Raw genomic sequence first — 15964 nt, 5'->3', positions numbered from 1 at the left:
CATGAATCAAAGTCGCAACGACCAAAACCAACAAGACTCATCAGCCAGCTCAAAACCAATGATACTTGATCAATTGATCCAAAACGGTCAGCCTATTTTTGGCATCTTTGCTCAAGTCAAAAGCATCAATTATCTGGATTATCACAGTTATCTTATTTCGCAAAAGTCCTTATCCAATTGGCGCAAAGAACTAAAAGCCAATCAATTCTGCTTTATTCAAATTATTCAGCCGCCGTATCGAGTCTGTTTAGCAGTAGCGACCATTAAGCTGGCGACCAGTGCCTTTGTATACCTTTATAACGATGAGACTGGTGAGCTGGAGGTATGTGAAGCCTTGCAACCTTTGACTCGCCATACGCAACTACAAGGTGATTGCTATCAAGGGCAAATGGTATTTACCCATGCCAAACTGACCGTTACTTTAGATTTTATGCCTGCACAAGTTAAAGTAGTGCTGGACAGCCAATACCTTGCACTCCATGCAACATTAGCACGGCAATCACAGCCACTTGCTATCTGTACACCAACGGGCAGACGCGGCTGGACGTTTACCCAAAAAGAGCCATTAACCGCTGTATCTGGACATATACTCGTTAAGGGCAATTCAAAATTTAATGCTGATGCTGATGCTGTTGGTGCTTCCGACACTCAGGCTCAGCAAATAGACTTTACTGACACCACTATAGCCAATCTAGATTGGACACTTGGCTATATGCGCCACGAGACCAATTGGTTTTGGAGCTGTATTAATAGCTATTTGCCAGACCGTCGTCATTTTGCCCTAAATCTAGCAATGGGCGTCAATGAAACAGGGGTTAGCGAAAATGCGTGCTGGCTGGATGGGCATATTTATTATTTACCGTCTGTGATGTTTGTCCGTGATGGTTTAAATTTGCCAGCTAATGAGCAAGATGATAATGCTAAAACCATAGATAATACGCGACAGCCTTGGCGTATTTATCATCAAAACCTCGGTTGGAGTAATGTAGATATTGATTTAACCTTTACACCGATTAGCGTCTATAAGAAAACCGATAACTTTGGTATGCTTGCCAGTATCTTCGAGCAATGGCTAGGCTTTTATAGCGGTGAGATTCGCATCAAAGATGAGGTGATTAAGATTGATAAGGTAATGGGGTTAGCGGAAGACCATTTTGCTAAATGGTAGATTGTAAAATATAAGGTGAGGATCATTAGGTTATGGAACGTATTCATTTTAAAGTCGCCATTGCTCTATAAATTGAGCCTTCAATTCCGTATAATCGTCGCTATCAAAATACGATTCATATCATAAATTTTATTTTATAGCTGCTAAGGAACAACAATGTCTATCAAGTCTGACCGCTGGATTCGTAAAATGGCTGAAGAACACGGCATGATTGAGCCGTTTGAAGCGGGTCAAGTACGTTTTAATGATGCAGGCGAACGTTTGGTTAGCTACGGCACCTCAAGCTATGGTTATGATGTACGCTGCGCGCCTGAATTTAAAGTTTTTACCAATGTTCATTCAGTGATTGTAGATCCAAAAAACTTTGATGAAAAAAGCTTTATTGATGTCATTGGTGACGAGTGTATTATTCCACCGAACTCGTTTGCGCTAGCACGCACCATGGAGTATTTTCGTATTCCGCGCGATGTATTGACCATTTGCCTTGGTAAATCAACGTATGCGCGCTGCGGTATCATTGTGAATGTGACGCCGCTTGAGCCTGAGTGGGAAGGGCACGTGACTTTAGAGTTTAGTAATACTACCAATTTGCCAGCGCGTATTTATGCGGGTGAAGGCGTGGCACAGATGTTATTTTTTCAAAGCGATGCCGATGATGTTTGTGAGACCAGCTATAAAGATCGCGGTGGTAAATACCAAGGTCAACGCGGTGTGACACTGCCAAGAACATAATCGCCAAGAGCTAATTGCCAAGAGCTAATTGCCAAGAGCTAATCGTTTGAAAGCTATTAATCTTTTAGACTGACAATAAAAAAGCTGGACGTATTCAATACGACCAGCTTTTTTATGCGTTACGGTTTATTCACTGCATCTTTATTTTAAGACTTTTAAGCCCGCTTTATTATCACGCTTTGGCTTGGGTGCGGCTGTTGGACTTTTCTTAGCAGCAGCAGTCGAATCTTCTTCAGGCTGATAGTTGTCATATTCATTCGGATCAAAAAACATCCCTTGCGAGTTCTCTTTAGCATAGATACCGAGCACCGCTGTCAGTGGTACCCAGATCTCTTGTGACACGCCGCCAAAACGCGCACTGAAATGTATATAGTCATTTTCCATACTCATATTACCAGTGGCGCGGCTGGCGATATTTAAGACGATACGACCGTCTTGCACGTGTTCGGTTGGGATTTGCACATTTTCAGCTGTCGCATCGACCATCAGATAGGGCGTCAGAGCATTGTCTTCTATCCATTGGTATAGCGCGCGTACCATGTAGGGACGGGTTGGCGTAATAGAGGTGGTTTCGCTCATCTGATGATTTCCTATACTAATGATTTTTTATAATTAAAAAATAGTTATTTCAGCAATTTATCAGAGGATAAATGCTACTGAATGTCTGTTTCACTGGTACCAATTTTAGGACAGTTTTTTAGACTTGTCTAATTAACGCACGCTTTTTTTAAAACTCTCACGCTCAAAGACACGCGTTTGATAGTCAAACAACGGACGACTGATAGCGCGCGGCAGTTCGATATCCATCTCCTCAAGCCGCCATAATAAAGGAGCGAGCAGCACATCACACCAGCCAAACTCATCCGCCATAAAGTACGGCTTATGAGCAAACAGTGGGGATAAGGTAATCAATGAATCAGCCAATTGTTTTTTTGCCAATGCGGCTTGTGCTTTGTTAAAGCTGTCTGGATGCGTAAGCAGTCGCTTACCGAGGACCAGCCAATCGCGCTGAATACGCCAGGCCAGCTGTCGAAACTGTGCTCGCTCTTGCGGGGTGTCAGGTAGCAGTTTGTTGGCATGATAACGTTCTTCAAGGTATTCAAAAATAACGTTAATCTCATAGAGTGCAATCTCACGCTGTTGCAGGACAGGCAAGGTATGATAAGGGTTGAGCTCGGTCAGATCTTCAGGACGCTCAGAATGCAAACGTGATAAATAATAAGCGAGCTTCTTTTCTTCAAGCAATAGGCGCACCACATGACTGTCGTAGCCGTCATCAGCATATAAAATCAGCTGACTACTTGGAATGTCATTCGCATCAATCATGAAAGCCTAATGTTAATAGTGAAGGCTGTCATCGTAAACAAAGTCGCTGTGTTTATCAAGGCAACTCGCGTAAATGTTGCTGTTGAGCGCCTTATTTGTCTGCTTTCTTGAGGTTTTATTAGGATAGTAAAACAGTAGTGCATAAAAAAGCACTACCGAAGTAGTGCTTTATATCATGCTCAATTTTTATACCATCAACTTCTATTTATTTTACGTCTTTCCAGAACTCTTTATTTAATAAGTAAACTGGTATGAGCAGTACTAATAAGAATAGAATGACGAAGAAACCAATTACTTGACGGTCGTGACGAGCAGGTTCACCCATCCACGCCATAAAGTTAACCAAGTCACCAACTTCAGATTCAAACTCTTCTTGACTCAATGTCTCTTGCATATTATGCAATACGTGAGGCATCGCTGCATTGGCCAGTACTAAGTTGTTTGCACCCCAAGGACGGCTTGGATCTTCATAGAACGATAGTAGGTAAGTATATACCCAGTCGTCGCCACGTAGACGTGTCTCAAGTGATAGATCAGGCGGCGCTGCGCCAAACCAAGATGCTTGAATCTCAGGATCTATCTCAGCAGTAATGTGGTCACCGATTTGATCGGTAGTAACCATCAAATACTTTTCAACCAACTCAGGCGGTATCTCTAAATCTTTAGCAATGCGCGAATGACGAACGTACTTGGCTGAGTGACACCCAGCACAGTAGTTCATAAAGATCTTCGCGCCGTTTTGTAGTGAGCCCTTATTGGTAAAATCAATAGGAGCTGTACTACAAGCCAGGTGTTCATCAACGCCATCTGCATTGGTGAATGTACCGCAGCCACTGCCTGAAGCCATTGCCGTACCAGCAGTCAAGGTTAATGCCGCGCCTAAGCCTAGACCAGCTAGGGATTTAATTAGCGTGTTCATTAGTGACCTCCGGTAACGCGTTCTGGTGGCTGTTTACACTTCTCAATCGCAGTGTAGAAAGGCATCAGTAAGAAGAACAAGAAATATAGAATCGTGAATACACGAGCCATGATGGTTGCCGTTGGTGTAGCAGGCGTCGCACCCAAGTAGCCCAATACAACAAAGCTAATAGCAAAGACGGTCAGCGCAATCTTAGATAATATACCTTTGTAACGTATAGAGCGCACAGGAGACCTATCAAGCCATGGGATCAAGAACAGTACGGCAATCGCACCACCCATCGCAATCACGCCACCAAGCTTGTCAGGAACCGCACGTAAAATAGCGTAGAACGGCGTGTAGTACCATACTGGTGCAATATGTGCTGGTGTTTTCAGTGAGTTCGCTGTCTCAAAGTTTGGTGGTTCAAGGAAGAAACCGCCGCCTTCTGGGAAGAAGAATACCACTGCAAAGAAACAGATAAAGAACACTACGATACCAACCATGTCATGCACAGTGTAGTACGGATGGAATTCGATACCGTCTAATGGCACACCATTTTTATCTTTTAGCTTCTTAATATCGATGCCATCAGGGTTGTTCGAGCCCACATGATGCAATGCTACAATATGCATGAATACTAAGCCTACCAGTACTAATGGAATAGCAACAACGTGTAGCGCAAAGAAACGGTTTAGAGTAATACCAGAGATGATATAGTCACCACGTACCCATTCAGCAAGGCCATCACCAATAACAGGTAGAGCTGCAGGTAAGTTCAAGATAACCTGAGCACCCCAGAATGACATGTTGCCCCAAGGTAGTAGGTAACCGAAGAAACCTTCTGCCATAAGTGCTAGGTAGATACCCATACCGATGAGCCAGATAAGCTCACGAGGTTTTTGGTATGAACCATATAGCAAGGCTCTAAACATATGCAGGTATACAACGACGAAAAACGCAGATGCGCCGGTTGAGTGCATATAGCGAATGAGCCAACCACCTTTTACGTCACGCATGATGTATTCAACAGACGCAAATGCCCCTTCGGCACTTGGGTTGTACATCATCGTAAGCCATATACCAGTCACCAATTGGTTGACCAGTACGATCATTGATAGCACGCCAAAGAAGTACCAAAAGTTAAAGTTCTTTGGTGCGTAGTACTTTGACATATGGTATTCATAGGTTTCGGTCGCTGGAAAACGCGCGTCCACCCAATGCATTAACTTTTTACCCATACTCATATCAAGCCTCCCCAACCGTCAAGATGGTACCATCCATACCATATTCTGGAACGGGTAAATTAAGTGGTGCAGGAACGCCGCTATATACGCGACCTGCTAAGTCATATTTTGACCCGTGACACGGACAGAAAAATCCGCCGTACCAATCATTACCACCTAAATCCACCGCGCCCACATCAGGACGGTAGTTTGGTGCACAGCCCAAATGTGTGCAAACGCCTTCGACCACCAATACGGTTGGATCTAAAGAGCGAGTAGGATTTTTGCAATATTCAGGTTGTAGAGACGCATCAGACTCAGGATCAGATAATAGAGGTTTGACTGACTCTAGTCCTGCAACCATGTCTTCGGTGCGCTTAACCACATAAATAGGTTTACCACGGTATTTGACGACGATCATTTGTCCATCTTCGATAGAACCAATATCTTGGGTCACTGCAGCCCCTGCAGCCTCAGCTTTAGCGCTTGGGTACCAAGAACGGACAAAAGGTGTCGCCACGGCAGCTACCCCAGCTGCACCAATCGCGGCAGTTGAGGCAATAAGAACTCTACGGCGTTGTACATTAACGCCTTCGGCTTGGCTCATTAATACTTCCTCCAGGTGAATGAAATGGGATTATCCCACACTGGGTTTGTGGCTTAGAAAATATACAATATCAAGCCACTTTAGCTGTGCCTAATTTTGCTAATTGTTGCTATTCTAAGCTATTTCGGTGATAAAATAAATTATTGCGTTAAAAATAAAGCAACCTCAATAGGACATATTAGAAGGTTGAATATGATAATCAAACCAAAACAGTTGGATTATCAACGCTTAACGCTAACTTTGCTTTAACAAGGATTATGATGTGATGACCTTATAAATAATAAGGATTTTCAGCAATAGCGAATGATACTTGAAATTAAGGTAATGTTCACTAACTTTCAGTCCCTAATCTCTATGTAAGTAGTCGTAAAGCAATTATCACCACACTATTAATAGCATGTAATAGCATGATGATAATTTTTGTTCCCTTAAAGACCAACGTCACAATGAAAATTTAATCTCTCTATCCATTGCGTGTGTTTATTAAAGCATCTATTAAAGGTAGGCTTTAGCGATTCACATTAGCCTTCAAGTGTGCTCCAACGCTCAAGCTTACTCATCATCTCATCTTCAATCACCAGTAAACGCTCACTAGCCGCTGTTGCCGCATCGAAGTCTTTAGTAAACCACGAGCCATCAGCCAATTTTTCTTGTAGCGCATTTTGTTCGGCTTCGAGTGCAGCGATTTCTTTTGGCAAGTTATCCAGTTCGCGTTGATCATTATAATTTAGCTTTTTGGCTGCCTTATTTGGTTTCGCTGCTGTGCCAGACTTGTTTGTCGCTTTATTGCTTGCTGCATTGTTGGCAGGTGCTTTTGCAGCACGAGATGCTTCTTCGCGGTTCTTTTGTACGAGGTACTCTTGATAACCACCTACATACTCACTGACCACTCCTTTGCCATCTTCATCTTCGCCAAACACCCACGTAGAGGTAACGACGTTGTCCATGAATGAACGATCATGACTGATCAGCAAAATCGTACCACCAAAGCTGGCGACTGACTCTTCTAATAGCTCAAGTGTTGCCATATCCAAATCGTTGGTTGGCTCATCGAGTACTAAGATATTGGCAGGTTTTAATAACTGTTTAGCCAGTAGTACTCGGTTACGCTCACCACCAGACAAGGCTTTGACAGGTGTACGTGCGCGCTCTGGAGCAAATAAGAAATCTTGCAAGTAGCTCATGATATGCGTCTTACGACCGCCAACTTCGACAAAGTCAGAGCCTTCCGAAACGTTTTGTGCAACGCTCGCTTCAAGGTCCAATTGATCACGCAGCTGATCGAAAAATGCGATTTTCAGATTAGTACCTAATTCGACGCTACCAGACTTGGTAACTTCGTCATCAGACATATCGAGTAGGGCTTTAATCAACGTGGTTTTACCAGCACCGTTGGGACCAACGATACCAATCTTGTCACCACGCATAATCATGGTACTAAAGTTATCAACCAGTACGTTGCCATCATATTCCAGATGCAAGTTTTTAACCTTACAAACCAGCTTGCCACTTTTTTCGCCTTCACCCATAGTGATGTTAACGTTACCGACTTGCTCACGGCGACCGCTACGCTCTTCACGCAGTGCTTTTAGCTCACGTACACGGCCTTCGTTACGGGTGCGACGAGCTTTGATGCCTTGGCGAATCCAAACTTCTTCTTGGGCCAGTTTTTTATCAAAGTTGGCATTGTTTTTTTCTTCAGCGAGTAACTGTAGCTCTTTTAGTTCTTGATAGCGTGCATAACCTTTAGCACCTTGAGTGACGTCATAGCTTGTCAGCTGACCACGGTCAAGCTCAACAATACGCGTCGCGAGCTTATTGACGAATGCTCTATCATGGGTCACGAATAACAAGGTCAATCCTTGCCAATCTAACAAGAAGCGCTCTAGCCATTCGATACTTTCGACGTCCAAATGGTTGGTCGGCTCATCTAGTAGCAAGACATCAGGCTTGGTAACCAGTGAGCGCGCGAGTAGCACACGGCGCTTACGACCACCAGATAGCGACGATAAATCATCTTCTGGATCAAGTCCCATGGTCGTAATCAGTCGCGTGGCATCACGCTCTAGATCCCAGCCATGTACTGCATCGATATCATGCTGCAAGTTCGCCATATGCTCACAAGCATCCATATCGCCATCGGCACACATATCGACCTGCTTATTATAGTCAATCAGCAGATCCGCGGTGCGACGGCTACCACCCATGACGATATCTAATATACGGCCACTGGTTTCGGGGACGTCTTGTTCTAGCATAGCGACACGCATACTACTGTTGGTAATAATCTCACCGCTGTCAGGCTGCAACGAGCCATTGATTAACTTAAACAGCGTGGATTTGCCTTCGCCATTGCGACCAATCAAACACACGCGCTCGCCAGCATCGATTGCAAAATCAATACCATCGAGGACGGGAGCGACGCCAAATGCGAGGTGAATATCTTTTAGATGTATCAGTGCCATAAAATATCTTAAGCTTATATAATAGTGAGGTAGGGGTTGTTGCAAAATTGGCAGCAGTATAACATGCCACCACCTGACTGTAGTGCGAGTAAATGCTTTATCAGCACTATTTTTCGCTTCTATCAATAGCAAATAGGCTGTCAATGTTATCGCTATTTAACGGCTACTATTTAACGGTCATCAATCACTAATATATATTCCTTCAAACACCTCACATAAATACAATCACTTAGAGAAAAATATGGATCAATCTGTACCACCAACGAAACCGTTACTCGACTCTCAAGGCGATACATCTGCCGACCAAAGCGAGCTACATGCTCAAGTGATCGAATTACAGATGAATATGTCTCATTTGGAGCTGACGGTAGAGCGGCTCGATGAAGTAGTCGCTCGGCAAGATAAGCATATCCAGACCCTGCAACGTCAGCTGCAGCTTATATATAAACAAGTTGAAAGCCAAGATACTGAAGGGGGGATTGCGCCGTTTGATGTGATGGCTGATAGACCACCTCATTATTAAATACCTATGAGCCTTTAAAGGCCACTAATTATATCTGTATATTTCAAGCTAAAATTATATCCACATTTTTAGATACAGTTACTAGTCGATGACTGTCTAGTCATAATTCGGTAATAATGTATTTTTACAGTTGTCTTAAGGTGAAAAAGCCATTAGTATCCTTCCCCTTAGCTGCTGCCTACTTATCAATCCCTCGGTATGGCGGTAAAACAATGCGGATGTTTGGAGATACACAATGCGGGCCACTTTTCACCTAAAAACCCTTACGGTAGCTGTTGCTGCTCTTTCTGTTGCTAGCGTCGCTAGTGCTGCTGGTCTTGATCGTTCAGGTCAGGATATCACCGCATTCTTACAAGATGGAACCTATGCCGAAACCGTTTATACTTATATCGATGCCGATGTGAGTGGCAAGGATTCATCAGGCAATAAAATTGATGACATCGCAGAAGATTATGACTTTTTTCGTTATGGCGTAAAAGCAGATATCAATGATACATTCAGTGTTGGTATCTTATACGACGAGCCTTTCGGTGCTGCTGCTGATTATAGCGGCGACAACAATTTTATAGATGCAAATGGTGAAGGTACCAATGTAGAAGTGCGTACTGAAAACATTACTGGTATTATCGGTGCAAAATTTGGCGAAAATAAAAGCTTTCAAGTCTATGGTGGTCCAGTAGCCCAACGTGTAAAAGCTGACGTAAAATTACGTGGTACTGCTTATAGTGCTGCTAACGGTTATACCACTCACATTAGTGCCGATCAGGACTATGGTTATCTTGCAGGTTTTGCTTACAGCAAGCCTGAAATTGCATTGAAAGCCGCCTTAACCTACCGTTCAGAAATCGAACATAATGCACAATCAGCAGAAATTTATCCTGTTGTCGGTTCTGGTCTTATCCCAGCTCCTGTTGTAACTGCATTGGGTCTTTCAACAACTAGAAGCGAAAGTATTGAAATTACCACACCTGAATCAGTCAACTTTGATTTTCAAACGGGTATTAATCCAACGACACTAGCAACGGCTAAAGTGCGCTGGGTACCTTGGAGTGACTTTGCTATCGTACCCTCGTTATACAACGATGTGAGTAAAGTTTCTACACAAGACGATAAAGGTTTGGCATTAGTTAGTTATGATGAAGACCAGTGGCAGGTTGAGTTAGGTCTTGCTAAGCGTCTAGCCCCACAGTTTGCAATTAGCGGTACGGTTGGTTGGGATAGTGGTGCAGGTAATCCTGTCACTTCACTTGGCCCAATTGAAGGCTATTACAGTGTCGGTCTAGGTGGTAAATATGACATCACTGAAAACTGGGCAGTGTCTGCTGGTGGTAAATATCTGTGGTTCGGTGATGCTGAAGGCCAAATCCCAACTAAGCAAGTTGTCAGCAAGTTTGAAGACAACGACGGTTTTGCACTTGGTGTAAAAGTATCTTATCAAGCGAAGTAATAGCAAACTGAGCATTATATAGTTTGGCTATTTATTTGGTAATTTAACAACGATAAAAAAGCGATCCTGAATGGGTCGTTTTTTTATGTTTGTAATAAAGAAAAATACAATAATCAATATCTTTTAATTTAAGAATAAAAACCTATGTTTTTCCATTTAAGTTCGCCAATAGTGTTAATTAGGAATTAATGATTGTATATTTAGCAAACTATTGTTTATTAAATTAATTTAATTTTTTGTACCGCTCAGTCATTAACAAGAAATAAAGCGTTTTAATCGTTGTTTTAATGTCAGAAAGTCATTACTATTCATTTTAGGACATCGTTTACATAATCATATATTTTGCGTAACAATGCTAAATGTTGATTATTACAACGATTAAACAACGAGGATGTTTGGAGATATACAATGCGCGCTACTTTTCATTTAAAAACTCTTGCTGTAGCGATAGCTACTCTTTCTGTAGCCAGTATGACTAACGCTGCAGGTCTTGATCGTTCAGGTCAAGATATCACTGCTTTTTTTCAAGATGGTTTGTACGCTGAGGCTGTCTATACTTATATTGATGCGGACGTCACTGGTAACGATAATGCTTATATCGGTACAGACAATGATGCCTATACCAAAGGTAACGCTACCGGTGACATTGCCGAGTCTTATGACTTTTTCCGTTATGGCGTAAAAGCGGACATCAATGATACCTTTAGTGTTGGTATATTATATGATGAGCCTTTCGGTGCTGCTGCTGCCTATGAAGGTGATAATAACTTTGTGGCAAACGGTGACCGTGATGCAGTTATTAAAGACGTTACAGGTAACCCAGCGTATACTGAAGCAGTGGTTGATAATGTTGTAATACCTCAGTTACAAGGTGCACTTACTCCAGGAAATCCTGGTAATTTGTCTCCTGAACAGTTAGCAGCAGCACGAGAAGGGTTGACTGGGCTTCTTACCGCAAAAGCAATAGCAGACGCAGAAGAAGCTACTGCTGGTGAAGGCACTAAAGTTGAAGTCCGTAGTGAGAGCATTACTGCCATTCTCGGTATGAAACTTGGTGAAAATAAAAACTTCCAAATCTATGGCGGTCCTGTTGCTCAGCGCGTTGAATCTGATGTGAAGCTACGTGGTCTTGCGTATGGACCCGCTACTGGTTATACCTCACGTATTAGCCCTGACCAAGATTATGGTTGGCTGGCCGGTATTGCCTATAGTAAGCCTGAAATTGCATTAAAGGCAGCATTGACTTATCGTTCTGAGATTGACCATAGCATGCAAATATCTGAAACTTATCCACTAGCAGGTGTGTTAGCAGGTGACCCAGCCGCAGCAACTCAAAGTGGTACTATTGACATCACCACGCCAAAGTCGGTCAACTTTGACTTTCAAACCGGTATTAACCCAACCACACTAGCGACAGCCAGAGTACGTTGGGTACCATGGAGTGACTTCGAAATCGTACCGCCATTATATAATGCCGTTAGTAAAAATTCATATGGACCTGATGGTTTAGCATTGGTTGACTATGATGATGATCAATGGTTGGTTGAGCTGGGTCTTGCTAAGCGTTTATCTCCAGCATTAGCCGTTAGTGGTAATATCGGTTGGGATAGTGGGGCAGGTAATCCAACGACCTCTCTAGGTCCTATTGAAGGCTACTACAGTGCTGGTCTTGGCGCTAAATATAACGTAACCGAAAACTGGGCACTCTCAGTCGGTGGCAAATACCTATGGTTCGGCGATGCTAAAGGCCAACTACCAAGTAAAAAAATTGTCGCTGACTTCGAAGACAACGATGGCTATATTGTTGGTGTAAAAGTCTCTTATCAAGCGCAATAGTATAAAGGTGGGGTAGTCTAATTATAGTAACCCTCATCTGAACTCAAGATATTAGTAAGAAGCGATCCATAATGGGTCGCTTTTTTTATGTATATATTAAAGGGATACAGCAAGCATAAAATAAGGCAGGCAAAGACTAAGTGCTATGCTAAAAATCTACAACCAGCGTAAGTAATCAGCCTTATAGTTCTAAAGGGTAATTATTCACTATATGGACGTTGCCAGTTTAAAATAGCTTTGGTATCAGAGAAGATAATATTGGTAAGCCGTCTGCTTTTATTCATGAGTGAAGTAGTTGAATGGATTGAGACGTATTGAAAGTACGCTCTATCTGATGGTATAGAAGATGGATTTGAATAATGTTACCAAATTAAAAATAGATAAGCTTTGTCAAACTTACTATGCCTATAAGTTGACGTGCTGGCATTCGTTCTCCACGCTACTTTAATTGTTGGAGAAAGGTATTATTTATCTAGAACAGACAATGAAAACCCTCGCTACTTATGTTAATAGCGAGGGTTATGATGATAGTAAAATAGGTAGACAAGCTAGTAGCTAACTTACTTATTTAGGTTAAGCTCCATCTCTTCAAACTTCGCAGTTACTGAAGGTTTTGGACCGCCTGTCATGATGCTGACTACGAAGATGGCGATAGTACTCAATATAAAGCCTGGAACAATAGCATATAACCAACTATTAAGCGGCGTACCGTCTGCAGTAGTAAAGCCACCATAGATCCATAAGATAACCGTTAAGGCTCCAAGAACCATGCCTGCAACAGCACCGTTACGGTTCATGCCGCGCCACATTAAGCTGATAATCACCAGCGGTCCGAATGCTGCACCAAATCCTGCCCAAGCATTAGACACTAGCTTTAGAACTGAGCTGTCTGGATCGGAAGCGAGCCAAATTGATACAATAGCGACGAGTACTACAGATATACGACCAACCAATACTTGGCGAGCTTCTGGCGCATCTCTATCAAAGAATAGCTTATAGACATCTTTAGTCAGCGAGCTTGATACCACCAATAGTTGCGAGGAGATGGTACTCATGATCGCGGCTAAAATAGCGGCTAATAAGAACCCTGAAACCAGCGGTGTAAATAAAAACTGTGTAAAGACTAAGAAAATAGTCTCAGGATCATCTAAAGTCATTGCTGTCCGTTCGACGTAAGCACGACCTGCAAAACCGGTCATCAAAGAACCAATTAAGCTCACAATCATCCAGCTCATACCGATGTTACGTGCCGTTGGGACGTCTTTGACCGAACGTATCGCCATAAAACGAACAATGATATGCGGCTGACCGAAATAACCTAAGCCCCACGCCAGTAATGAGATAATACCAAAGATAGTCATGCCACTAGTGACATTTAATAAACTTGGATCAATGTTTCTAACGGCTTCAGTCGTTGCTGATATACCGCCAAGATCGGTGAAGGCTACGACAGGTACGATCACCATTGCAAATAACATGATGACACCTTGTACAAAGTCAGTCATCGATACCGCTAAGAAACCACCAAATAAGGTATAGGCAACGACGACACCAGCGGTCACCCAAAGACCCGTACTATATGATAAGTTGAGCGAGCTTTCGAAGAGTTTACCACCACCTACTAGACTTGCGGCGGTATAAACGGTAAAAAATAAGATGATAACGATTGCTGATATGACCCGCAGCATGTGCGACTTATCTTCAAAGCGGTTGGCGAAATAGTCCGGTAAGGTAATGGCGTTGTCAGCGACTTCGGTATAAACGCGAAGGCGCGGTGCCACAATGATATAGTTCAGTAAGGCACCGAGTGTCAAACCAAGTGCGATCCACATACTTACGACGCCATCGGCATACATATAGCCTGGTAGGCCAAGGAGCAACCAACCTGACATGTCCGACGCCCCTGCTGATAATGCAGTGACTGCGGGACCTAAATTACGTCCTCCTAACATATAGCCTTCGGTATCATTGGCTTGCTTAAAATAAGCGTAAACGCCAATCCCAATCATCACTAAGAAGTAGGAGCCCAACGATATCAGCACGCCACTAGAAATCCCATTCATATAAACTGTCCTTAACCAACGTTGTTGGCTGTAATTATTTTTAACTATATAAAATTAAGTCTCACAAGATGATGTTCGCAAACAATATCTAAAGACAAAAAAAGCCATTAAGTAGGACATAATGGCTTTCGACTTTTAGTCAGTATTTTCTGTTAGTTTTATATGATTGATACTGTTTTAAGAATAATATTCATAAAATAGTGATTAGAGGACAACAAGTATTGCTTCGTCGAAATCTTGTCTATAGCCCTTATCTGCTAATTTTTCACAAATGCTACTCACTTATAAAATCAATCATTTAAAACCATTAAACCTACTGTTTACCATCATATATTACTCTAAGCCTTCAATATATGACTATCAGTGCTATTATGGTAAATTTATGTTATAAAAAAGCCACACGTATTATAACGTATGGCTGTTTAAAATGCGAACGGCTGACCTAGAGTTATAAATTAATGACCTTTATAAAGCCCGCTAATTTTAGAAATAACTATTCAACATCTATAAAAAATTATTTAATCAATAGGAGCAAGCAAGTCTAGCAATGCGGTTACGCTGCTTGATTGGGTAAGCTTTGGATTAATAACCACCCCCAAATAACGCTGCAATTCAATATTATCCGCCATATCTATACGTTCTAAATCTTGACTGACCATCGTTTGCGGCAGTACTGACCAGCCAAGTCCCACAGAGACCAACATCCGGATAGATTCTAGCGGGTTGGTACTCATCGTCGCGTATGGTTTTAGATTGTGCTTGGCAAATTCCGCTAAGGTGATCTGACTGGTAAAAGTATTGGCAGAGGGCAAGATAGCAGGGTAGCGCGCCAATTGCTCGAGCGTCACATTAGATTTGGTCGCTAAAGGCGATAAAGTGCCGGTCATAAAATAGAGCGGATCTGACCATAAGGTATGATAGGTCAAACGCTTATCGTAGACGGGCGGCAAGGTTAAAAATGCGAGTGATAAATCGCCATCGAGCACGGCCTTATGCGCGGTTTCTGAATCGACAAAATGCACTTCTAGTTGTACCGCAGGATAGGCTTGAATAAAATGCTTGAGCACAGGAGCAAGGTGGTGCAAGCCGATATGGTGGCTGGTGCCAATAACGAGTTTACCCGACACAATATGCTTTGAATGCTGGAGGTTTATTTTAAAGTTTTCATAATCTTCAAGCCAACGTTTGGCGTGCGGCAGCATTTCACTGGCGGCTTGAGTCGGTACAATACCGCGCCCGACTGTATCAAATAAGGTGATGTTAAATTCATCTTCTAAGTTTTTGATGCGCTTACTGACCGCAGGCTGAGTGATAAACAGCTTTTCTGCTGCGCCTGAGATGCTGCCTGTGTGCATAACAGTGACGAATGTCGTCAAATTCGTGGTATTCAAACCGGTTTCCTTAGCTACGTAACGAGCTATAAATAAAAGTTGGCTAGCCTAATCATAATGAATTAGAAATAAAAGTTTGTGACTATGCAAAAATCATCAATTATTATTATAGGATTAGCCTGCTATAATCACAAGGCATCAAGACGTATTATGACATATTTATTATATTAACTTGGTAATTGACCGTATAACACTTATATTGACGACCAATTTTATTGATTTACCCAAAGACCCCTCAAGTAGTATTGATATAGTTGCGTGAGGGACCAATTTAATAGACAG

Annotated in this window: 13 protein-coding genes; 5 read left to right on the top strand and 8 right to left on the bottom strand. The window is 42.5% G+C overall.

From position 1 onward, the window contains the following. Nucleotide 1: 1 nt before the first annotated feature. Nucleotides 2–1168: a DUF2804 domain-containing protein gene (locus tag AAEY80_RS10675; RefSeq protein WP_350588282.1), complete on the top strand. Its 1167-nt coding sequence runs from the start codon at nt 2–4 to the stop codon at nt 1166–1168. Between the two features lie 156 nt (nt 1169–1324). Continuing rightward, the gene (gene dcd / locus AAEY80_RS10670) at nt 1325–1900 is read left to right on the top strand and encodes a dCTP deaminase (RefSeq protein ID WP_011513914.1); all 576 of its coding nucleotides are present in this window, start codon (nt 1325–1327) and stop codon (nt 1898–1900) included. Between the two features lie 141 nt (nt 1901–2041). On the opposite strand, the gene AAEY80_RS10665 is transcribed toward dcd, so the two are convergent. The 6 genes from AAEY80_RS10665 to AAEY80_RS10640 all read right to left on the bottom strand — a co-directional run bounded on the left by AAEY80_RS10665 (nt 2042) and on the right by AAEY80_RS10640 (nt 8422). Further along, nucleotides 2042–2479 carry a ClpXP protease specificity-enhancing factor gene (locus AAEY80_RS10665; protein ID WP_025651403.1) on the bottom strand — a complete coding sequence of 146 codons (438 nt, stop codon included), beginning with the start codon at nt 2477–2479 and terminating at the stop codon, nt 2042–2044. 132 nt (nt 2480–2611) lie between these two features. Further along, nucleotides 2612–3226 (bottom strand): glutathione S-transferase N-terminal domain-containing protein, encoded by a 615-nt coding sequence (locus AAEY80_RS10660; protein ID WP_025651402.1) that lies wholly within the window; start codon nt 3224–3226, stop codon nt 2612–2614. Between the two features lie 205 nt (nt 3227–3431). Beyond that, nucleotides 3432–4145, bottom strand: a complete 714-nt coding sequence (locus AAEY80_RS10655) for a cytochrome c1 (protein WP_350588281.1) — start codon at nt 4143–4145, stop codon at nt 3432–3434. Continuing rightward, nucleotides 4145–5350 carry a cytochrome b gene (locus tag AAEY80_RS10650; protein ID WP_179798892.1) on the bottom strand — a complete coding sequence of 402 codons (1206 nt, stop codon included), beginning with the start codon at nt 5348–5350 and terminating at the stop codon, nt 4145–4147. The genes AAEY80_RS10655 and AAEY80_RS10650 overlap by 1 nt, the downstream gene beginning before the upstream one ends. 22 nt (nt 5351–5372) lie before the next feature. Continuing rightward, on the bottom strand, nt 5373–5957 hold the full coding sequence (gene petA, locus AAEY80_RS10645) for a ubiquinol-cytochrome c reductase iron-sulfur subunit (RefSeq protein ID WP_057759305.1): 585 nt from the start codon (nt 5955–5957) through the stop codon (nt 5373–5375). A gap of 521 nt (nt 5958–6478) precedes the next feature. Next, the gene (locus AAEY80_RS10640; RefSeq protein WP_350588280.1) at nt 6479–8422 is read right to left on the bottom strand and encodes an ATP-binding cassette domain-containing protein; all 1944 of its coding nucleotides are present in this window, start codon (nt 8420–8422) and stop codon (nt 6479–6481) included. 241 nt (nt 8423–8663) lie between these two features. Between AAEY80_RS10640 and AAEY80_RS10635 the strand changes: the two genes are divergently transcribed. The 3 genes from AAEY80_RS10635 to AAEY80_RS10625 all read left to right on the top strand — a co-directional run bounded on the left by AAEY80_RS10635 (nt 8664) and on the right by AAEY80_RS10625 (nt 12228). Then, the gene (locus AAEY80_RS10635) at nt 8664–8945 is read left to right on the top strand and encodes a SlyX family protein (RefSeq protein WP_025651397.1); all 282 of its coding nucleotides are present in this window, start codon (nt 8664–8666) and stop codon (nt 8943–8945) included. A gap of 235 nt (nt 8946–9180) precedes the next feature. Further along, nucleotides 9181–10392, top strand: a complete 1212-nt coding sequence (locus tag AAEY80_RS10630) for an OmpP1/FadL family transporter (protein ID WP_025651396.1) — start codon at nt 9181–9183, stop codon at nt 10390–10392. A 408-nt stretch (nt 10393–10800) separates the two neighbouring features. After that, nucleotides 10801–12228 carry an outer membrane protein transport protein gene (locus tag AAEY80_RS10625; protein WP_201616208.1) on the top strand — a complete coding sequence of 476 codons (1428 nt, stop codon included), beginning with the start codon at nt 10801–10803 and terminating at the stop codon, nt 12226–12228. A gap of 560 nt (nt 12229–12788) precedes the next feature. Here the strand turns inward: AAEY80_RS10625 and putP are convergent. Both putP and AAEY80_RS10615 read right to left on the bottom strand, forming a co-directional pair. Continuing rightward, nucleotides 12789–14291 carry a sodium/proline symporter PutP gene (putP, locus tag AAEY80_RS10620; protein WP_350588279.1) on the bottom strand — a complete coding sequence of 501 codons (1503 nt, stop codon included), beginning with the start codon at nt 14289–14291 and terminating at the stop codon, nt 12789–12791. 518 nt (nt 14292–14809) lie between these two features. Then, nucleotides 14810–15682 carry a LysR family transcriptional regulator gene (locus AAEY80_RS10615; protein ID WP_025651392.1) on the bottom strand — a complete coding sequence of 291 codons (873 nt, stop codon included), beginning with the start codon at nt 15680–15682 and terminating at the stop codon, nt 14810–14812. Nucleotides 15683–15964 lie beyond the last annotated feature (282 nt).

Source organism: Psychrobacter sp. 78a-MNA-CIBAN-0178 (genome assembly GCF_040309625.1).
GTDB lineage: Bacteria > Pseudomonadota > Gammaproteobacteria > Pseudomonadales > Moraxellaceae > Psychrobacter > Psychrobacter okhotskensis.
Note: the sequence above shows the minus strand (reverse complement) of the source record. Positions and strands in the feature narration are given on the sequence as shown.